Origin of the sequence: Kribbella sp. VKM Ac-2569 (assembly GCF_004216905.1) — a bacterium.
Taxonomy (GTDB): Bacteria; Actinomycetota; Actinomycetes; order Propionibacteriales; family Kribbellaceae; genus Kribbella.
Window position 1 is genome coordinate 723,847 of record NZ_SGXJ01000002.1, and the last position, 17,462, is coordinate 741,308.

Below are 17,462 nucleotides of genomic sequence, written 5' to 3' on the forward strand. Positions count from 1 at the left end.
TTGCGTCGGCACGATGTGTCGCGTTCCGGCGCGGTCGCTCGCCCTGACGGAAGTGCACCCCTACGTTGTCCGGGTACAACCACCCGCTTCGTGGAGGCACCACATGCTCAAGGGCTTCAAGGAATTCATCATGCGCGGCAACGTCGTCGACCTTGCGGTCGCCGTCGTCATCGGCGCAGCGTTCACCAAGATCATCGGCGCGATCGTCGACGGGCTGATCAACCCGCTGATCGCCGCGATCTTCGGCAAGGCGGACCTCACCGGTGTCTGGAACTTCAAGATCAACGGCGCTCAGTTCTCGATCGGCCTGATCCTGGACGCGGCGTTGGGCTTCCTGTTCGTCGCCGCAGCCGTCTACTTCTTCATCGTGATGCCGCTGAACAAGCTGGCCGAGCGCCGCAAGCGCGGCCAGGAGCCCGAGCCGGACCCGCTCACCACCGAACAGGAGCTGCTGACCGAGATCCGGGACCTGCTGCGCACCCGCCAGTCATAACCCCAGCAGGTGGGCGCAAATCCTCAGCCCCTGAGCTCGCCGGCGCCCACCTGCTCACCGGCATAACGCATCCAGCGGTACGGGACCGGCTGCCCGTCGTTCCACTCCTCCATCAAGGCGGCAGGGACGTCGACGAAGCCACTGCCGTGGTAAGCCCGGATCGCCGGGGCGTTCTCCGGACGGACCCTCACGAACACCTCCGAGTACCCGGCCTCCAGAGCCGGCCCGAGCAGTGCCCGCACGAGTTCACCGCCGACCCCACGACCACGGACCTCCGGGTCCACGATGATCCGGGCGAGTTCGACCTCGTCCTCCTCGTCGTCGAGCCAGACCTCGCCGTACCCGACCGGCCGATCGCCGTCGAACAGCAGATAGGAGTGGATGTCCGAGTCGACCGTCCGCCAGCTCGTCCGCAGTTCCTCCGGGAACGGATAGACCACCCGCCCGGACAGCAACGCCACTTCTTTCGCGTTCGCGGCCCAGTCCGCGACCTGCACGCCGTACCCGTCGGCGAACCCCCGAAGCTCCACGCTCATCCCCTCAGTTGACGAACTCCACGATCGTTCGCAGCAGCTGATCCAGGTACGGCGGGTCGTTCCTCGTACGGAAGGCGGGCGTCGGCGGTTCGGGACACCCAGCCAGCTCACGACTCCCCCGGATCGACCGCAGCAAGGCGTCGACCGTCTTCCGCTGATGCGATGGATTCTCCGGTACCGAAGGCAGCACCGCCACCCGAATTCGTGTCAGCGAAGCCAGCTCTGCATCCGATACGCCCCGCAGGATGCCGCCCGCGAGCAGTTCGTCCGCGGCCGCCGGCGGGCACCCACGGTTCACCATCCCGGCGTGCGCGCGCTCATTCGCGGCGGCGTCGTCGCCGGTCGCGGGCCACGCCAGGAGGAGGCGATCGACCAGCTCCGGAAACCTCAACGCCAGCAGGACCGCAACGGTACATCCATTGGAGGCCCCAACGATTCTTACCGGTCCGGAACGTTTCGCCAGCTGTTCACCCAGTGCCGCGACCTCGACGTCCCACGCACTGGCTCGCTGCGGCCGGTCGGGCGCCAGTAGCTCCATGCCCTCCGGCGCGAGCGCCGCGGACAGTCCGTCAATGATTCCCGTCGTACCCCAGAACGCTTCGGCGTCCATGGCGTCCCAGAGGCCGCCATGGACGAGGAACACCGACGCTGTCATCCGTGGTGCGGGGGGACCTCGTTCAGAATGCGCTCGTCGTCGTCGCTGCCGTGGTCGTTGTCACCCCAGGTCCGCGGGTCGTCGTCCCGCGTCTGCTCCGGCAGCAGCGGCTCGTCGTCTTCGTACGGGCTCGTCATGCCTCCAGATTACCGAGTCACCGGAGCTCTCCGGGAGTGCTGCGCGGTGACCTGGGGGTAGGTGACCAGTGCGCGCACGTTACAGCTGTGCCACGGTTGGGGCTCGATCCCGCGGCGTGACCGGAAAGACGCGCCGCCGTGATGTTCCGGCACGCGCGGTGTGACCCCGTTCCACCATCATGGTGGACCTTGCCAACCCGGAAGGACCGAGTCGTGAGTGCACAACGGACACGGGGCCTGATCGGTGCGACGCTTGTCGTGGTTGTGCTCGGAGTTGCCGCCGCCTGCGGCACCGAGGACGCCTCGTCCCCGCCCGCCGCCCAGCCCACCCAAACGGTGACCAGCACGCCGCCCACCCCGTCAGCCAGCCCCAGCGGTACGCCGAGCACGGACTGCCCCGAGACGATCACAGCCGTCCGCACTGCCACCGACAAGGTGGTGTGGGGACAGGGCGCGGCCACGTCGAAGTTCAACCCCGTCAGCGTGACGATCTGCCAGTACGACGCACAGGCGACCGGGCAGAACTACGCGACGATCACCACCAAGCGCATGGGCAAGCAGGCGACCGACCTGTTCGCCCTGGTCAACGCGGCGAAACCCGTCGCGAAGAAGCCGAGCATGTGCACCAAGGAACTCGGCCCCACGTACGTGCTGCGGTTCACCGACAACGATCGCGGCGTCCTGTCGTTCACCGCTGAATCCTTCGGCTGCCACCGTCTGGTGGCGACCTCGCTGGAAGGTCAGGGCAAGCCCGGCACACTGCCGGCGCCGCGCCAGGTGACCGCCGAGCTGACGAAGTCGCTCGGCCTGCGCTGACCCCGCGCCGGACGCGCACCCCGAAGCCGTCCGAAGTGGGGTCTACCCGCGCCTGCCTTGCGGGTCCCTTTCGAGGTCGACCCGCGAGGCAGGTTGCGGCGGACGCCGCGTGTGCCGCACCCTCGCACTGAGGGAGGGCGCATGCGAACGATCCGGCTGCTGTGCGCGCTCGCCCTCGCCTGCACCGCCTGCTCGGCTCCGGCAGCCGACGAGAACACACCCTGTACGCCGGGCTTCACCTGCACCACGCTGCACGTCCCGCTCGATCGACAACGCCCGGACGGCCCGTCGCTCGACCTCGCCGTCATCGCCGCCGACAACGTCGACGCGTCCCGCGGCGTCCTCCTGCTGCTCACGGGCGGCCCGGGGCAACCCGGCGTACCGCTCCTCCCCAACCTGCGACGCAACGTGCACCCTGACGTGCTGCGCGAGTACCGACTCGTGAGGTTCGACCAGCGCGGCACAGGTCGCGACGGCATCAATTGCCCTTCTCTGCAAGAGACTGTGGGCGGTTCGGACTTCCTGACTCCACCGGCCACGGCTGTCGACGAGTGCGCCGAGCACATCGGGTCCGGCGCCGGGTACTACGGAACGCCTGACACCGTCGACGACATCGAGCAGCTCCGCCAGGTCCTCAAGGTGGATCGGCTCACGATCGACGGGACGTCGTACGGCAGCTTCACCGCGGCGCAGTACGGCCTGAAGTACCCGGGCCACGTGCAGGCGCTCGTGCTGGACTCCGTCGTACCGCACAAGGGATTCGACCCGATGGGTGCGGATCTCATGGCTGCGAGCACTGGTGTCCTCAAGGCCACCTGCGACCAGGATCCCGCGTGCAAGACGGACCCGGTGGCGGACCTGGCGTGGCTGGTGCAGCACGGCGTCAGCGGCACGGACCTGATGGAGTCGCTGGCCGTCGCGAGCCTCAACTCGGTCAACCCGTCTCTCAAGGGAATCCCGGCCGTCCTCCACTCCGCACGCAGCGGCAACGACGTCGGTTTGAAGAACCTGTTCCAGCGGACCACCAGCAAGGGCCTGTCCTTCGACACGCTGTCCGCAGGCCTCCACATGGCCACCCTCTGCTCGGACCTGCGCTTTCCCTGGTCCGGCAAGCCCGACCGCAAGACCGCCCTCGACGACGCGGTACGTCGCCTGGACCCGAAGCAGCTGTACCCGTACGACGTGGCGACCGCACGCGACCAGCTGATGATCCAGGGCTGCCTACGCTGGCCGGCTGACCGCGTGTCGACGTACCCGGCCGGGAAGGAGTTGACGCCGCGCACGCTGATCCTGCACGGGAACAACGACCTGTTCTGCCCGCTCGACTGGGCCAGATGGGAGAAGGCGCACGCACGGGACGCCGAGTTGGTCGTCGTACCGGGAAGCGGTCACAGCGTGCAGCGGGACCCGCGCGGGAAGGCGGCGGTGCGGGAGTTCCTGCTCCACTAGAGATCGAACTGTGCGCGAACGGTTGCAGCACGTGGGCGGCTCGATGCGTCTAATAGGTGTGAGGAGTTGTACGCCCAGCCAGGGAGTGGCGAGTGGAGTTCGAGGAGTACGTGTCCGCCCGTGGACAGGAACTGGTGCGGCTCGGGTTCACGGTCTCCGGCGACTACCAGCGTGCGGAGGACCTGGCGCAGATCGCGCTGATGCAGGCGTTCCGCTCGTGGCGGAAGGTGCGCAACGCGGACGATCCGCATCACTACGTCCGGCGGATCCTGGTGAACGAGTACTTGTCGATGACGCGCCGGCGCTCGTTCACCGAGGCGCCGACGGCCGACCTCGACCCGCAGCGCACCGTGCCCGACCACGCCACGAGTGTCGCCAACTCCGACGACCTGTGGCGCGCTCTGGCGACGCTGTCCGCCCGGGAACGGGTCGTTTTGGTCCTGCGCTACTACCAGGACCTGGACGACCAGACGATCGCCGACGTGCTCGGCATCAAACCGTCCTCCGTGCGTGCGACCGCGAGCCGAGCGCTCGCGTCGCTCCGGCGGCGGCCGGCCTATTCAGGGGCCAGCGAGTCCAACCGTGTTGATGAGAGGTTGTCGTGAGCAACACCGATCTCGAGGATGACCTGCGAGGTACCTTCGAACGCGCCGCGGCCTCAGTGCCGCAGGCCGTGGACCTGACCGAGCGCGCCACCACGGGCGCCCGTCGCGCGCAGCGGCGTACCTGGGTCGTCTCCGGCGCTGCCGCCGTCGCGGTGGCTGCGATCGCGGTCGCCGGGTTCGGGCTGGCCGGGTCGCGGAACCAGCCGACGCAGCCGCCGGTCGCCGGCGGGCAGGCACCGGCGTCGGCGAGTGCGACACCACAGGTGGTCTCGGCCCAGACCGTGGCCGGCACTTGGCGACCAGTGCAGATGGTCGGCGCCAAGACGCTCAAGGCCGCCCGGCCGGAGGACCCGGTGCTGGTGTTCAAGCCGGACGGCACATGGACGGGCTCCGACGGCTGCAACGGGCTGCAGGGGACGTTCAGCATCGGTCAGCGTGGCGCGTTCAGCGCGACTTCCGGTCCGCAGCACCTCGTCGGGTGCGAGAACGTGCCGCACACCGGCGTACTGCACGCCGCCAAGCGGATCGCGATCAGCGCCGACACGCTGCAGTTCTTTGGTGCCGACGGGCGTCAACTTGCGAGTTACGCTCGCGCACGGTAGTCGAATCTGTTCGCGGACGGTGATCAGGTCTTGACGGAACGGAGTTCTTGAACGGACCATCTAGTGGTTTGGTCCACCGATCTGGGGAGCTTTGTGCGACTCTCTGTAACCGTCCCGCTGGTCACACTCGGCTCCATCTCACTCTTCGCAGTCGCCCTCACGACACCCTCCTCGGGCGCGGTGACGGGTGCTGCGGCGTGCTCCCACGCGCAACCGAGTGTGAGCTCGACCGAGGCGACGCGGCTGGCGCAGCCGACGTCCGCGTCCGATGCGCGACCGCTCGGTGAGTCGCTCGGTGACGGCATCTCCGCCGGGGTCCGTTCCCTCGAACCGCTGGACGCGACCGGCCGCCCGACGTCCGGTCTGCCGTACGGGCTGAGCCAGGGCGTCATCGGCGTGGTCGGCTCGGCCACGACCGGCTACAAGGTGGTGGTGGACTCCGCGAAGCTGGATTCAAAGAAGTACGAGTCCGCGATGACCCGCAACCTGCCCGCGGCCGGCAAGCCGTTGGTGAAGGTGGAGCGCAGCTGTCGTTCGGCCCAGTCGATCGCCGACGCCTGGAACGCGGTCGGCGACCGGTCATGGTCCTCCGACGCGTCGCGTACGACGTACGCCGCCGACCTCGACCCGGTGAGTGAGAACGTCGTCGTCGAGTACGACCAGGCGACGACCTCTCCCGCTTCGCTGGCCGGGCTCCGCGACCTGTCCGGCGTACAACTCGTCGCCGGCTCGCTCGCACGCACGTCCCGGCTGAGCGACACCCCGAAGGGCGGCCACTGGGGCGGTGCCCGGATCACGTCCGCACTAAAGAACTGCACCGCCGGATTCTCCGTCGTACGGCGCTCCAACGGCCAGCGCGGCTCCGTCACCGCAGGGCATTGCGGCGGCCCTGGCACGGTCTGGAAGTCGGGCACCAATTACTACGGCACCACGACAGTGCGCACCAACTACCCGGACTACGACCAGTCCCTGGTCACCGGCAGCGCGTACGGCGCCAAGATCTGGACCGACGGTCCCGGCGACACCGCCAACACGCGCACCGTCACCGGCGGTGGCGACCCCGGCGTCGGCACGGTGATCTGCCAGTCCGGCAGCTTCAGTACGTCGCTCTGCAATCTCACGGTCCGCTCGACGTCGGCGAAGTACTGCGACACCGACGGCTGCACGACGTACGTCATCCGCGCCACCCGCGGCGGTCTGGTCGCGATCGTCGGCGGCGACTCCGGTGGGCCCGTCTACTCCCGGCGCGGCACCAGCTCCGCCACCATCCGCGGCATCGCCTTCGCCGGCGCCGGCTGCGCCGCCTCCCGCTGCACCACCCTCTACGCCGAGCGCTACAACTCCATCACCGGCCACCTCGGCGTCACCGCCCTCACCGGCTGACCCACCCCCCAACTCCGCTAAGCTGTCCCCGCGTGCGCCCCCGTAGCTCAGGGGATAGAGCGTCGGTTTCCTAAACCGTGCGTCGCAGGTTCGAATCCTGCCGGGGGCACCCAAGGCTGTCGGGCAGAATTGGTGTGTGACGAAGTCTGAGGCGGAGCCTGTTGTTGCGCGGAATCGGAAGGCTGCGCATGACTATCACCTGGGTGAGGCCTGGGAGGCGGGGATTGTGTTGCAGGGGCCTGAGGTGAAGGCGCTTCGGGCTGGGCGGGCTTCGCTGGTTGGTGGGTTCGCCATTGTCGAGGAGCGGGAGATCTGGTTGCACGGGGTGCACATCCCGCAGTACTCGCAGTCTCGCTGGTTCAACGGCGGATCGCGTCGTAAGCGGAAGTTGCTGTTGCATCGGGCTCAGATCGACAAGATCGAGCGCAAGGTCAACGAGGGTGGGCTGACGATCGTCCCGGTGAGCCTGTATTTCAAGGACGGTCGCGCGAAGGTGGAGATCGTCCTGGCGCGGGGCAAGAAGACCTGGGACAAGCGGCATACGCTCGCCGAACGCGAGGCGGCCCGGGAGGTCGAGCGTGCGGTGAGCCGTCGACTGAAGGGCCGTAGGGACTAGGCCTTCAGGTAGAGGTCGACCTCAGGCAGTACGTCGGACAGTGGGCGGTGCATGTCCAACAGGAGGTAGTTGTCCGCGGGACGTTGGACGCGGTCCAACCACTCGCGAAACCCCGTCTCCCCGTCATCCGGCTGGTCGCCGAGGTCGACCGGCGGAATGCTCACGCCGCGACGCTGGCTCCGCAGCCGCGGCCGAGCGCTGAGGCGCTCGTCGACGACCTTCAGATCATGAACCTGGCATTCGATGTAGCGGTACGTCGCATCGTGTGCCCGGGCGATTTCCATGCCCTCGTTGAGGATCCGCGGCCAGAAACACGGGCTGTCGACGACCACAGAGCGCCCCTGGCCGAGCACGCTGCGCGTCACCGCGTACAGGACTTCGTACGCCGCCTTGGAACGACCGGCAACGTCGACGCCTCCGTCGAGAACAGCGGTCAGAATCACGTCGTAGTCGATGGCAACCGCATCGAAGGTGTCGACGACGTGCGCTGCGACGGTGGACTTCCCAGACCCTGGAACGCCCGACATCTGAAGCAGGAACATCCTTTCCAAGCCTCCACCCATTGCTAGTGCGGATAGACTGGCAGCATTCCGGAGCGATGGCATACCAGGCGGCGTGTCGGGAACCCGCGGGCCCTATGAGGCGATGCCGATGTCTAGGCCAACTTCCCTCCTTGCCGATGTCGGCCGCCGCTCGGTTGTGAACGACGACCTCTCGCACCTGTTCGCGGAGGTCGTGTCCGCCCGCGCCGCCGAGCGCCTGGCGCGCGGTCCACGACGTCAGGGCGAGAACACCCGCAGCGACGCCGGACGTCTGGCGATGTCGCTGCGTGCCTACGCGAGGGCCCTGGAGAAGTACCGGCTGCCCGTGCCGCCCGTGATCCGTGACGAGCTTCGCCTGCGCAGCGGGATCCCGTCGTAAACGACCCGACGCCCCCGGGATACTGAGGGTTTCGTCGAGTCAAAGGGGTAAGGCGTGCAGGTTGTCGTCGGAGCTGGGGCCGTGGGGAGCGTGGTCGCCCGGCTGTTGGTGGCACGGGGTGAGCAGGTCCGAGTGATCACGAGGTCCGGAGGCGGGCCGGACGGGGCGGAGCGGGTCACCGCGGACGCCAAGAACGGGCTGACGGACTACGTCGCGGGCGCGACAGCGATCTACTCGTGCGCAGGCCCGCCGTACAACAAGTGGGCTAGCGAGTGGCCGCGGCTCGGTGCGGCTCTGGTCGCGGCAGCCGAGGCGTCGGGAGCGGTGCTGGTGAGCACCGGGAATCTCTACGGGTACGGCGCGGTGGACGGGCCGATGAGCGAAGACCTGCCGTTGCTGCCGAACACCGTGAAGGGGCAGGTGCGGGCGAAGGTCTGGGCCGCCGCCCTGGCCGCGCATCAGGCGGGGCGGATCCGGACCGCGGAGGTGCGCGGGTCCGACTACCTGGGTGCGGGCGCGGTCTCACCGTTCAGCGTGACGATGTTGCCGAAGGTGATCGCCGGGAAACGCGGGATGATGCCGGGCGATCTCGACGTACCGCACAGCTGGACGTACGTCGGTGATGTCGCGCGGCTGCTGATCGCGGTCGCCGACGACGAGAGCGCGTGGGGACGGGCCTGGCATGTTCCGACGCCGGAGCCGCTGTCGGTGCGCGAGCTGGCGACCAGCGCCGCCGAACTGGCGGGTGCGCCGCCGGCGAAGGTTGCGTCGATGCCTACCTTGGTACTGCGGCTTGCGGGACTCGTCGACCCGGCCGCGCGGGAGATGGTGGAGATGCTGTACCAGTGGCAGCGGCCGTTCGTCGTCGACTCGACCGCCGCGACTGTTGCCTTCGGCATCAAGCCCACACCGACCGCCGACGCGCTCCGGGAAATGATCGGAAAGGGCAGGAATGAGCTCTAGGAGACCGCGCCGGTGGTTGCGCCGCCTTGTCGTCACGCTGGTGGTGCTGGCGGTTCTGGCGATCGTCGTCGACCGCGTCGCCGCGTACGTGGCGGAGAACCAGCTCGCGTCGATGGCGGAGAAGGAGGCCAAGCAGTACGACGTACGCTCGGCCGGCACCTCGGTGAAGATCGGCGGCTTCGGGTTCCTGCCGCAGCTGATCAACGAGGACTTCTCCAAGGTCACGCTGACGATGGAGAAACCGACCTTCTCCGGCGTACCTGGTGAGGATCTGAAGGTCGAGCTGCAGAACGTGCACGTGCCGCGATCGCTGCTGACGCAGCAGTCCGGTGCGGTGACCGTCGACGCGACCGATCTGCGGCTGCAGTTGTCGCCGCGGGAGCTGGCTCGGCTCGCGGTGCGCAGTACCGGGCTCGAGGGGCTGTCGATGTCGGTCGTCAGCGGTCAGCTGCAGGCGAAGGCGACGGTGCGCGGCATCAGCATCGACGTACCGATCACGCCGCAGGTCAAGGACGGTCGGGTCGCACTGACGCTCGGGCAGTTGTCCGATTCGATCCCGTCGTACGTGCAGAGCGCGATCCGCAGCCAGCTCGCCAGCGGCATCACGATCCCCGAACTGCCGTTCGGCGCCCAGCTCACCGGGATCAGCGTCGTGGACAACTCCGTCGTCCTGACCGCCGAGGTGAAGGACCTGAAGTTCAACGCGTGAGTCTCTTGGGTTGCGATCGTTCGCGATATATCGTCGAACTATCGCAATCACTTTCGTGAGGGACGGGTGGTCCAGATGACCGGATCGGCGTACGCCGCGGGCTGGCCTTGGGCGCAGTTCGCGCGGCACTGTTCAACCTTCGACGACATCAAGGACGAGTTGCGCGCGGCGATGAGCGGCCGCCGCGGGCACCAGGGACACAGTCACCAGCAGCACTTCGGGCCGCCGTGGGGCATGTTCGGCGGCGGGCAGATGTTCGGGCCGCCGTGGGGACCGCCGCCGCGCTGGCGGGGCCCGAAGGCGCGGCGCGGCGACGTACGGGCGGCGATCCTCGCCGTACTCGCCGAGCAGCCGATGAACGGCTACGGCATCATCCAGGAGATCGCGGAGCGCAGCGGCGGCATGTGGAAGCCGAGCCCGGGCTCGATCTACCCGACGCTGCAGCAGCTCGAGGACGAGGGTCTGGTGACGGCTGACGCGGAGGTCGGGCGGCGGACGTTCCGGCTGACCGACGAGGGACGTGCGTACGTCGCCGAGCACCAGGACGAGGTGTCCGCGCCGTGGGCCGCGATGAGCGCGCCGGCGGACGGTGACGACGAGAACGGGTTCAAGCCACTGTTCGGGCAGGTCGCGACGGCGATGTGGCAGATCTTGGCGAGCGGTACGCCGGAGCAGCAGGCGAAGGCGCGCGACGCGGTCGCCGACCTGCGCCGGAAGCTGTACGGCATCCTCGCCGAGGAAGACGACGGCACGGACCAGCAGGACCGTTCATGAGCCCCGCCGACCGGGACCGCCGACGCGGAGGCGGTCCCGGCAGGCGGCAAGGCTGGAACGGCCCGGGCTGGAGTGGTCCGGGCTGGTACGACGAGTCAGCCGGTGACTGGCGCGGTCGCGCGTGGAACCAGGCCGGCTGGGATCAGCCACAGGAGGCCGCGCGGGCCGACGTGCCTCGGAAGCGGGTGCGGATCGGTGACGCCGAACGGGACCAGGCCGTTTCGTTGCTGAGCGACCACTTCGTGGCCGGCCGGTTGACGCAGGTCGAGTTCGAGGAGCGGAGCGAGGTGGTGACGCGGGCACGGTACGCCGATGATCTCGAGCCGTTGTTCGACGATCTGCCGAGCTCGACGGAACTGCGGGTCGTGCCGGGCCCCGCGAACCTCCGTCGCCGGCCCGGTCCGCCGCCGCCGTTCCTGATGATCGCGCCGTTCCTGATGATCGGTCTGGTGATCACCTCGGTCGCACTCACCGCTCCGTGGCTGCTCTGGGGCATGTTCTGGATCGTCATGATCAGCGGCATGTCCCGCCGCCACTGGCATCACCACCGCTGAGCTACCGCCGCTCACGAGCCCGCGGGATCTCCTCCGCGAACTCGACGACGAACCCGTCCGGGTCGGCGACGTGGACCGTCCGGTGTCCCCACGGACGGTCTGCCGGCCCGCTCAGCACCGGTACGCCGGCCGCACGCAGCCGCTCGGCGTACGCATCCACGTCCGCCACCATCACCACCACTTCCCCACCGGCGCCCGGCGTCACCGCCCGCCCGGTCAACCACTCCGCCCGCCGCCGCTCGTACAACGCGAACCGCACCCCACCCGCGTCGAACTCCGCATACCCCGCATCCGTGAACTTGTACGCAAGCCCCACCACATCCCGGTAGAACCCCACCGACGTCGCCAGATCCCCGACGTACAAGATGACGTACCCGATCTCCATACCGCAATTGTCGGTGCCGCCGCGTACGGTCGCTTGCGTGTATGACGGTGTGTTGATTCTTGAGAGTTTGAAGGTTGGGACCGTGTTGGACGGGGTCCCGTTGACGGTGACGAAGGTCAGTCGGGTGGCGGTTGAGGGTACGTCGACCGATCAGCCGGCCGTGTGGTCGTTGCTCGAGTTTTCGGTGGAGCGTGGGGAGGAGTTGGCCGACGTACTGGCGGGGGGTCTCGACGGTCCTGGGTGGTACGCCGACTTTCATGACGAGCACGAGATCTTCGTGATCTTCCCGGGGCGCGTGTTCCGGTACCGGCGGGGCGACGACGCGGCGCGCGAAGAGGCGAAGGAGTTCGGGCGCGGTCTGGCGATCCCGGAGGCGCAGCTGGACTGGACGCGATGATTGGATGAGCAGATGGTGACCGTTCTCCGCTACGCGGCTTTCACGTCCGATCCGGCCGGGGGCAATCCGGCCGGGGTGGTGCTCGACGCCCGCGGGCTCGACGACGCAACGATGCAGGCGATCGCGGCCGAGGTCGGGTATTCCGAGACCGCGTTCACCGACGAACCAGATACGAGCGGCGTGCGCCCGGTGCGGTACTTCTCCCCCAAGGCCGAGGTCCCGTTCTGCGGTCACGCCACCGTCGCGACCGCCGTCGCCCTGGCAGAGCGCGACGGCCCGGGCGAGATCGTCTTCGGAACGCAGGCCGGCCACGTCCCGGTCACGGTCGACGGCGCCCTGCGCGCGACCCTCACCAGCGTCGAGCCTTCCGTAGAAGAAGCCGGCGACCTGACTGACGTACTCGACATCCTCAGATGGTCACCCGACGACCTCAATCCCGCATTGCCGCCGAGGATCGCGTACGCCGGGGCGCGGCATCTCGTCCTCAGTACGGCGACCCGGCAACGACTCGCCGCGCTCGACTACGACTTCGACCGCCTGCTCGCGTACATGCTCGAGCGCGACCTCACCACGCTCCAGCTCGTCTGGCAGGAATCGCCGACCGTCTTCCACGTTCGCGACCCGTTCCCGGTCGGCGGTGTGGTCGAGGACCCGGCAACAGGTGCCGCAGCGGCCGCGTTCGGCGCATATCTCCGGGAAATCGGCGAGGCGCAACCCACGATCACCCTGCATCAAGGCGACGACCTCGGACGGCCCAGCCTCATCACGGTCGAGCTCCGCCCGGACGACAACCGCGTCCGGGTCAGCGGCAACGCCGTCCCGATCACGGCACCCGCGTGAGCCACTCCTCGGTGCCGAACTTCGCCGCGACCCGCTCCTCGGCCAGCGCGACGGTGTCCGGCGAGATCGCGCCCGCGGACAGGCCGTAGCGGTTCCGGAACGTGCCGGCCATCCGCTCGATCACGTCCGCGCGGTCGAGACCGGTCTGGCTGCGCAACGGGTCGACACGCTTGTTCGCGCTCTTCGTACCCTTGTCGGACAGCTTCTCCCGGCCGATCCGCAGTACCTCGACCATCTTGCCGGCGTCCATGTCGTAGGCCATCGTCACGTGATGGAGGACGGCGCCGCCGGCGAACCGCTTCTGCGCGGCGCCCGCGATCTTGCCGGCCGGTGACGTGATGTCGTTGATCGGCTGGTACGTCGCCGCGATGCCGAGATCGTTGAGCGCACCAATGACCCAGTCGTCGAGGAACGCGTACGACTCGATGAACGACAATCCGGAAACGAGCGATTCCGGCACGTACAGCGAGTACGTGATCGTGTTGCCCGGCTCGACGAACATCGCGCCGCCGCCGCTGATCCGCCGTACGACGGTGACGTCGTGACGGGCCGCGCCGTCCAGGTCGACCTCGTTCCGCAGCGACTGGAAGCTGCCGATGATGACCGCGTTGGACGCCCACTCCCAGACCCGCAGCGTCGGCGGGCGCTCCCCCGATCCGACCTGCTCGGTCAGCACCTCGTCGAGCGCCATCTGCAGCGCCGGCTCACGCGGTACGTCGTGCACGAACTCCCACTCGTGGTCACGCCAACCGGTCGCGCCGGTCAACGCACGCCGTACGGCGACAGCGACCGCCTCGGGCGAGAACCCGAGCATCTCGACGCCGTCGCCGAGCGCACCTCGCACCCGCGCGGCGATCTGAGCCGCGGAAGTGGCCACCTGCAGCCCCGCCAAGGCCCCATTGATCCGCTCCAGCGCGTCGTCCGGTTCGAGGAAGAAGTCGCCGGAGATCTGCGCGTTCCGGACGTGCGCGTCGACCACGTCGAGGTCGGCCACGACGAGCTTTCCGCCCGGGACCTTGTACTCACCATGCATATTCGTCATCAACTTGCTCTGGTCAACGGTTGTTCCCGGACGCATACTCCCGGCCATGGGGGAAATGAGCATGAACAAGGCGATCCATGCCGCCGTTCGACGGGACCTGGGTCGATTCCTGAATGCACTGGAGCGGTTCCCGGACGGGGATCGCACGCGCGCGGCGCAGTTGGGCGCGGCCTGGCAGAACTTCGACAGCCAGCTCACCCGGCACCACGAGGGTGAGCACGAGATCGCGTGGCCGGCGTTGCAGAAGCTCGGCGTGAGCCCGGAGCTGTTGGCGCAGCTGGATGCCGAGCACGACACGATGGCAGCCGCGCTCGCTGCGTCGCGGACGGCGCTGGGAGCGTTGCAGAACTCCGCCGGCGCGGCTGACGCGGCGACCGCACGCGCTGCGATCCAGGAGCTGCAACGGGTCACCGTCGACCACCTCGAACACGAGGAAGCGGAGATCGAACCCGTCTACCAGGCCAACGTCGGCTCGCCCGAAATGAAGGCGATGGGCCGCGAGTTCGCCAAGGTCGGCCCGGTCCAGGGCGGCACGTTCTTCGCCTGGGCCCTCGACGGTGCCGCACCCGCGGAGTCCGCGGCGATCACCAGCACCGTCCCCAAACCCGTCCTCACTGTGATCCTCGGGCTCTTCGGCCGCTCCTACCGCAGTTCGATAGCCCCCACCTGGCGCAGCTGATTACGCAGCCGGCTTGAGTTGTACGGCGACCTGCCAGACGCGGGTGCGGACCGTGTCGATGTCGGAGGAGGCGTCGACCTCGTGGTGGATGCCGCGGCCGGAGTAGAAGTGGATCAGCGGCGCGGTCTGCTCGTGGTAGACCTCGAAGCGGCGGCGGATGACTTCCTCGGTGTCGTCCGAGCGGTGCTCGATCACGGCGCGCCGGAGCAGCCGGTCGACGAGGGCGTCGGCCTCGACCTGCAGGACCAGGGCCGCGTCCAGCCCACGCCCTTGCGCACCGAGGATCTCGTCCAGGACGCCGGCCTGGTCGAGGGTGCGCGGGTACCCGTCCAGGACGAATCCCGGACGGGTGTCGGCGTCCGCGAGGCGGTCGCGGACCATCGCGTTGGTGACCTCGTCGGGCACGTACTCGCCCGCGTCCAGGTAGCCCTGCGCCGTCTTGCCGAGCTCGGTACCGTCCGCGATGTTGCGGCGGAACAGGTCACCGGTGGAGATGACGGGCACACCGAGGTGAGCTGCCAGGTGGCCCGCGTGCGTACCCTTACCGGCCCCAGGAGGGCCCATCAGCAAGACAGTGGTCACGGGCACGCTCCTGACTCTCGGTAAGTCCCACAGAATAAGGGAGCCACCGCTCCGGCGGTACGGCGTACGTCACTCCGGATCCCCGGTTGGGTCACACTCGCTCGTTACTGTCCGGAATCGCCCTCAGAACTCCATTTCCGGGCGGAGCTCGATGACGTCGCCGGGGCCGGCGAACTTGTCGGCGAGCTCCTCGGCCCGGGCGCGGGTGGCGCAGTCGAGGACGAAGAACCCGGCGAGCTGCTCCTTGGACTCGGCGTACGGCCCGTCGGTGCTGACCGGGCGCTTGCCCTCCCAGCGGTAGGTCCGGGCGGTTGATGGTGCGTCCAACGCCAGGCCGCTGACCAGTTCGCCGGACGCGGACAGCTCGGCGAGCAGCTCGTCGAACTCCTTGCCCATCGCGGCCCGCTCGTCCGCCGGGATCGCGCGGCCGACCTCGGTGAAGTCGATCGTCGGGTGACCCCACGGCTGCATGTTGGAGTGGATCAGGACCACGTACTTCATGAGAGAACCTCCTGTGTCGTGCCGGTACGCCGTACTGCGCCCGTGCACCCCGGACGTCGGAGGCGCGGACAGGCCCTCGACATTTTGCCTGGATGTATTCCAGCTCACATTCGGTCACACTCACCCACCCGGGTTCCGTCAGCGCTGCAGAGACCATGACGAGAACGGAGAAATTCGATGAGCACGATCCTGGTGACAGGCGGTACGGGAACGATCGGCCGTCAGGTGGTCCCGCTGCTCCAGGCGGCCGGCAGCAAGGTCCGTGTCCTCAGCCGGCACGCGGGCGATCGGGGCGACGGCGTCGAGTACCTGGCCGTCGACCTCCTGAACGGCGACGGCCTGGACCGGGCCGTGGACGGCGTCGACGTGATCCTGCACCTGGCCGGCGGTCCGAAGGGTGACGACCTCGGCACCCGCAACCTGGTCAAGGCGGCCGATCAGGCGAAGGTCGGTCATCTGGTGCACATCTCGGTGACCGCCGTCGACCAGCTGCCGCTGACGTACTTCAAGTCGAAGCTCGGCGCCGAGCAGGCCGTTCGCGGGTCGTCGGTGCCGTGGACGGTACTGCGGGTCGCCCAGCTCCACGACTTCGCCTGGAGGACGGTGCAGGCGATGGCGAAACTGCCCGTCCTGCCGATGCCGGGCGGCCTCCGGATGCAGCCCGTCGACGGCCGGGACGTGGCCGAACGGCTCGCCGAACTCGCACTCGGTGAACCGCAAGGCCTCGTCCCCGACCTGGTCGGACCTAAGGTTTACAGCCTGTCGGAGCTGGCTCGCGACTACCTACGGGCCACCGGCAAGCACCGGTTGTCGCTGCCGATCCGTGTTCCCGGCAAGGCGGGCAAGGTGTACCGCGCAGGCGGCAACCTCACCCGCACCGGCGCCGACGTCGGCACTCACACCTGGGACGAGTTCGTCGCCGCACAGGTGTAGGGCTCCAACAGTTCGACCAAGTCCGGCGTACGACGGCGCGCGATGCCGGCCAGGAAATCGGCTACCTGCACCCGCGGATCGTGCTTGGAGTCGACCTGTACGAACGACCGCAACGGCGCCGGCTCCACGCGAGAAGCGAGGAACTCGCCCAGCCGTGCCACCCGGCCCGGTGTCAACGCACTCTGCTCGTCGTGCACCACGGCGACCGAACGACCGCCGGCGCTCCAGTACAGCACCGTCTCGGCGAGCGCCGGCACCAGCGGCTCCAACGGCGGCGGAAGCTCCGGATCCTCGTCGATCAGCCGCTGCATCACCTCTTCGACCCGAGCCCGGGTCACCGCACGCAGCGCAGGTATGTCGGCCGGCATTGTCGCGAAGAACCGGTCCACCGCCACGTGGTCCATCAGCCGCACGCGCTTCGTCCGAGCCAGGTCCACGAACGCCGCGAGGAAGCCGGTCCGGTGCCGCAGTGCCGCGGACATCTCCGCGTGGTCCGTGCCGAGGCTGGTGCCGGCGCCGTACGACGGCTCCTCGGTGAACAGCTCGAACACCCGCGCGGCGACGTACGCGGTCTTGTCGATGGTGAGGACGTGCGCATGCCCACGCAGCGTGGTGAGCAACCATTCGAGCGCGGGCCGCTGCTCGGGTCGCAGCAACTGGTTGGACTTGTACTCCGTCCGGCGGCGCAGACGGTCTCGCAGTACGTCGATCACCTCGGCGGCCGCTGGTACGGCGAGATCGACACTGGCATGGGTGATGACGGGTGAGGTGGGGTCGAGCAGGTTGGTTCCGGAGAACCCCGACTCGTCACACGCGACCTCGACCCAAGGCGACTGAGAAGTCATGGGAAGGCTGGCTCCAAGGCTGAAGGACTGCACGCTACGGGGCCC

The 17,462-nt window shown here is 68.5% G+C and carries 25 protein-coding genes and 1 tRNA gene; 17 read left to right on the forward strand and 9 right to left on the reverse strand.

Annotated features, from left to right (window positions below):
* Positions 1–103 precede the first annotated feature (103 nt).
* Positions 104–493 (forward strand): large conductance mechanosensitive channel protein MscL, encoded by a 390-nt coding sequence (gene mscL / locus EV649_RS16530; RefSeq protein WP_130384328.1) that lies wholly within the window; start codon positions 104–106, stop codon positions 491–493.
* A 23-nt stretch (positions 494–516) separates the two neighbouring features.
* On the opposite strand, the gene EV649_RS16535 is transcribed toward mscL, so the two are convergent.
* The 3 genes from EV649_RS16535 to EV649_RS41145 are packed head-to-tail and all read right to left on the reverse strand — an operon-like array spanning position 517 to position 1,821.
* Positions 517–1,029 carry a GNAT family N-acetyltransferase gene (locus EV649_RS16535; RefSeq protein ID WP_241998274.1) on the reverse strand — a complete coding sequence of 171 codons (513 nt, stop codon included), beginning with the start codon at positions 1,027–1,029 and terminating at the stop codon, positions 517–519.
* A 4-nt stretch (positions 1,030–1,033) separates the two neighbouring features.
* Positions 1,034–1,684, reverse strand: coding sequence for an alpha/beta hydrolase (locus EV649_RS16540; RefSeq protein WP_130384329.1), 651 nt, complete (start codon positions 1,682–1,684; stop codon positions 1,034–1,036).
* A complete protein-coding gene (locus EV649_RS41145; RefSeq protein WP_198682531.1) occupies positions 1,681–1,821 on the reverse strand; it encodes a hypothetical protein in 141 nt (46 codons plus the stop codon). The genes EV649_RS16540 and EV649_RS41145 overlap by 4 nt, the downstream gene beginning before the upstream one ends.
* Before the next feature lie 213 nt (positions 1,822–2,034).
* Here EV649_RS41145 and EV649_RS16545 point away from each other — a divergent pair, with 213 nt between their 5' ends.
* The 7 genes from EV649_RS16545 to smpB all read left to right on the forward strand — a co-directional run bounded on the left by EV649_RS16545 (position 2,035) and on the right by smpB (position 7,292).
* Entirely contained in the window at positions 2,035–2,637 is a 603-nt protein-coding gene (locus EV649_RS16545) for a hypothetical protein (protein WP_241998276.1), read from the forward strand.
* 141 nt (positions 2,638–2,778) lie between these two features.
* Positions 2,779–4,086 (forward strand): alpha/beta hydrolase, encoded by a 1,308-nt coding sequence (locus tag EV649_RS16550; protein ID WP_130384330.1) that lies wholly within the window; start codon positions 2,779–2,781, stop codon positions 4,084–4,086.
* Between the two features lie 92 nt (positions 4,087–4,178).
* Positions 4,179–4,691, forward strand: coding sequence for a SigE family RNA polymerase sigma factor (locus EV649_RS16555; RefSeq protein ID WP_130384331.1), 513 nt, complete (start codon positions 4,179–4,181; stop codon positions 4,689–4,691).
* Complete coding sequence (locus EV649_RS16560) at positions 4,688–5,293, forward strand: META domain-containing protein (protein ID WP_130384332.1); 606 nt, start codon at positions 4,688–4,690, stop codon at positions 5,291–5,293. Before EV649_RS16555 ends, EV649_RS16560 begins: the two co-directional genes overlap by 4 nt.
* 93 nt (positions 5,294–5,386) lie before the next feature.
* The gene (locus EV649_RS16565) at positions 5,387–6,676 is read left to right on the forward strand and encodes a S1 family peptidase (RefSeq protein WP_241998278.1); all 1,290 of its coding nucleotides are present in this window, start codon (positions 5,387–5,389) and stop codon (positions 6,674–6,676) included.
* Between the two features lie 36 nt (positions 6,677–6,712).
* A tRNA-Arg gene (locus tag EV649_RS16570) sits at positions 6,713–6,785 on the forward strand.
* 27 nt (positions 6,786–6,812) lie between these two features.
* Positions 6,813–7,292, forward strand: a complete 480-nt coding sequence (smpB, locus tag EV649_RS16575; protein ID WP_130384333.1) for an SsrA-binding protein SmpB — start codon at positions 6,813–6,815, stop codon at positions 7,290–7,292.
* Here smpB and EV649_RS16580 read toward each other — a convergent pair.
* A complete protein-coding gene (locus EV649_RS16580; RefSeq protein ID WP_130384334.1) occupies positions 7,289–7,897 on the reverse strand; it encodes an ATP-binding protein in 609 nt (202 codons plus the stop codon). The genes smpB and EV649_RS16580 overlap by 4 nt on opposite strands.
* A 46-nt stretch (positions 7,898–7,943) precedes the next feature.
* Between EV649_RS16580 and EV649_RS16585 the strand changes: the two genes are divergently transcribed.
* From EV649_RS16585 to EV649_RS16605, 5 genes are all read left to right on the forward strand, one after another.
* Positions 7,944–8,213, forward strand: coding sequence for a hypothetical protein (locus EV649_RS16585; RefSeq protein WP_130384335.1), 270 nt, complete (start codon positions 7,944–7,946; stop codon positions 8,211–8,213).
* A 54-nt stretch (positions 8,214–8,267) separates the two neighbouring features.
* Complete coding sequence (locus EV649_RS16590) at positions 8,268–9,176, forward strand: NAD-dependent epimerase/dehydratase family protein (RefSeq protein WP_130384336.1); 909 nt, start codon at positions 8,268–8,270, stop codon at positions 9,174–9,176.
* A gap of 16 nt (positions 9,177–9,192) precedes the next feature.
* A complete protein-coding gene (locus EV649_RS16595) occupies positions 9,193–9,885 on the forward strand; it encodes a DUF2993 domain-containing protein (protein ID WP_206751585.1) in 693 nt (230 codons plus the stop codon).
* A gap of 75 nt (positions 9,886–9,960) precedes the next feature.
* Positions 9,961–10,659 carry a PadR family transcriptional regulator gene (locus EV649_RS16600; RefSeq protein WP_130384338.1) on the forward strand — a complete coding sequence of 233 codons (699 nt, stop codon included), beginning with the start codon at positions 9,961–9,963 and terminating at the stop codon, positions 10,657–10,659.
* Positions 10,656–11,213, forward strand: coding sequence for a DUF1707 domain-containing protein (locus EV649_RS16605; protein ID WP_130384339.1), 558 nt, complete (start codon positions 10,656–10,658; stop codon positions 11,211–11,213). Before EV649_RS16600 ends, EV649_RS16605 begins: the two co-directional genes overlap by 4 nt.
* 1 nt (position 11,214) lies before the next feature.
* Here the strand turns inward: EV649_RS16605 and EV649_RS16610 are convergent, their stop codons facing one another.
* Positions 11,215–11,598, reverse strand: coding sequence for a VOC family protein (locus tag EV649_RS16610; protein ID WP_130384340.1), 384 nt, complete (start codon positions 11,596–11,598; stop codon positions 11,215–11,217).
* 82 nt (positions 11,599–11,680) lie between these two features.
* On the opposite strand from EV649_RS16610, the gene EV649_RS16615 reads away from it, so the two are divergent.
* Positions 11,681–11,995, forward strand: a complete 315-nt coding sequence (locus tag EV649_RS16615; protein WP_241998280.1) for a hypothetical protein — start codon at positions 11,681–11,683, stop codon at positions 11,993–11,995.
* A 12-nt stretch (positions 11,996–12,007) separates the two neighbouring features.
* Positions 12,008–12,835, forward strand: a complete 828-nt coding sequence (locus EV649_RS16620; protein ID WP_130384342.1) for a PhzF family phenazine biosynthesis isomerase — start codon at positions 12,008–12,010, stop codon at positions 12,833–12,835.
* Here EV649_RS16620 and EV649_RS16625 read toward each other — a convergent pair.
* Positions 12,819–13,877, reverse strand: coding sequence for a biotin/lipoate A/B protein ligase family protein (locus EV649_RS16625; protein WP_347233133.1), 1,059 nt, complete (start codon positions 13,875–13,877; stop codon positions 12,819–12,821). The two genes, EV649_RS16620 and EV649_RS16625, sit on opposite strands and share 17 nt — an antisense overlap.
* A gap of 46 nt (positions 13,878–13,923) precedes the next feature.
* Here EV649_RS16625 and EV649_RS16630 point away from each other — a divergent pair, with 46 nt between their 5' ends.
* Positions 13,924–14,556: a hemerythrin domain-containing protein gene (locus EV649_RS16630; protein ID WP_130384343.1), complete on the forward strand. Its 633-nt coding sequence runs from the start codon at positions 13,924–13,926 to the stop codon at positions 14,554–14,556.
* Here EV649_RS16630 and EV649_RS16635 read toward each other — a convergent pair whose 3' ends face one another.
* Positions 14,557–15,138, reverse strand: a complete 582-nt coding sequence (locus tag EV649_RS16635) for an adenylate kinase (protein ID WP_130384344.1) — start codon at positions 15,136–15,138, stop codon at positions 14,557–14,559.
* Positions 15,139–15,261: 123 nt separating this feature from the next.
* Entirely contained in the window at positions 15,262–15,639 is a 378-nt protein-coding gene (locus EV649_RS16640) for a YciI family protein (RefSeq protein ID WP_130384345.1), read from the reverse strand.
* A gap of 177 nt (positions 15,640–15,816) precedes the next feature.
* Here EV649_RS16640 and EV649_RS16645 point away from each other — a divergent pair, with 177 nt between their 5' ends.
* Positions 15,817–16,572, forward strand: a complete 756-nt coding sequence (locus EV649_RS16645; protein WP_130384346.1) for an NAD(P)H-binding protein — start codon at positions 15,817–15,819, stop codon at positions 16,570–16,572.
* On the opposite strand, the gene EV649_RS16650 is transcribed toward EV649_RS16645, so the two are convergent.
* Entirely contained in the window at positions 16,536–17,417 is an 882-nt protein-coding gene (locus tag EV649_RS16650; RefSeq protein ID WP_130384347.1) for a DUF3800 domain-containing protein, read from the reverse strand. The two genes, EV649_RS16645 and EV649_RS16650, sit on opposite strands and share 37 nt — an antisense overlap.
* Between the last annotated feature and the right edge of the window lie 45 nt (positions 17,418–17,462).

What these genes read in the sequence shown, in the direction of transcription:
- mscL (WP_130384328.1), top strand. Translation starts at nt 104, where the DNA reads ATGCTCAAGGGCTTCAAGGAATTCATCATGCGCGGCAACGTCGTCGAC.
- EV649_RS16535 (WP_241998274.1), bottom strand. Translation starts at nt 1,029, where the DNA reads ATGAGCGTGGAGCTTCGGGGGTTCGCCGACGGGTACGGCGTGCAGGTC.
- EV649_RS16540 (WP_130384329.1), bottom strand. Translation starts at nt 1,684, where the DNA reads ATGACAGCGTCGGTGTTCCTCGTCCATGGCGGCCTCTGGGACGCCATG.
- EV649_RS41145 (WP_198682531.1), bottom strand. Translation starts at nt 1,821, where the DNA reads ATGACGAGCCCGTACGAAGACGACGAGCCGCTGCTGCCGGAGCAGACG.
- EV649_RS16550 (WP_130384330.1), top strand. Translation starts at nt 2,779, where the DNA reads ATGCGAACGATCCGGCTGCTGTGCGCGCTCGCCCTCGCCTGCACCGCC.
- EV649_RS16580 (WP_130384334.1), bottom strand. Translation starts at nt 7,897, where the DNA reads ATGCCATCGCTCCGGAATGCTGCCAGTCTATCCGCACTAGCAATGGGT.
- EV649_RS16585 (WP_130384335.1), top strand. Translation starts at nt 7,944, where the DNA reads ATGTCTAGGCCAACTTCCCTCCTTGCCGATGTCGGCCGCCGCTCGGTT.
- EV649_RS16600 (WP_130384338.1), top strand. Translation starts at nt 9,961, where the DNA reads ATGACCGGATCGGCGTACGCCGCGGGCTGGCCTTGGGCGCAGTTCGCG.
- EV649_RS16605 (WP_130384339.1), top strand. Translation starts at nt 10,656, where the DNA reads ATGAGCCCCGCCGACCGGGACCGCCGACGCGGAGGCGGTCCCGGCAGG.
- EV649_RS16610 (WP_130384340.1), bottom strand. Translation starts at nt 11,598, where the DNA reads ATGGAGATCGGGTACGTCATCTTGTACGTCGGGGATCTGGCGACGTCG.
- EV649_RS16620 (WP_130384342.1), top strand. Translation starts at nt 12,008, where the DNA reads ATGGTGACCGTTCTCCGCTACGCGGCTTTCACGTCCGATCCGGCCGGG.
- EV649_RS16625 (WP_347233133.1), bottom strand. Translation starts at nt 13,877, where the DNA reads ATGACGAATATGCATGGTGAGTACAAGGTCCCGGGCGGAAAGCTCGTC.
- EV649_RS16630 (WP_130384343.1), top strand. Translation starts at nt 13,924, where the DNA reads ATGGGGGAAATGAGCATGAACAAGGCGATCCATGCCGCCGTTCGACGG.
- EV649_RS16640 (WP_130384345.1), bottom strand. Translation starts at nt 15,639, where the DNA reads ATGAAGTACGTGGTCCTGATCCACTCCAACATGCAGCCGTGGGGTCAC.
- EV649_RS16645 (WP_130384346.1), top strand. Translation starts at nt 15,817, where the DNA reads ATGAGCACGATCCTGGTGACAGGCGGTACGGGAACGATCGGCCGTCAG.
- EV649_RS16650 (WP_130384347.1), bottom strand. Translation starts at nt 17,417, where the DNA reads ATGACTTCTCAGTCGCCTTGGGTCGAGGTCGCGTGTGACGAGTCGGGG.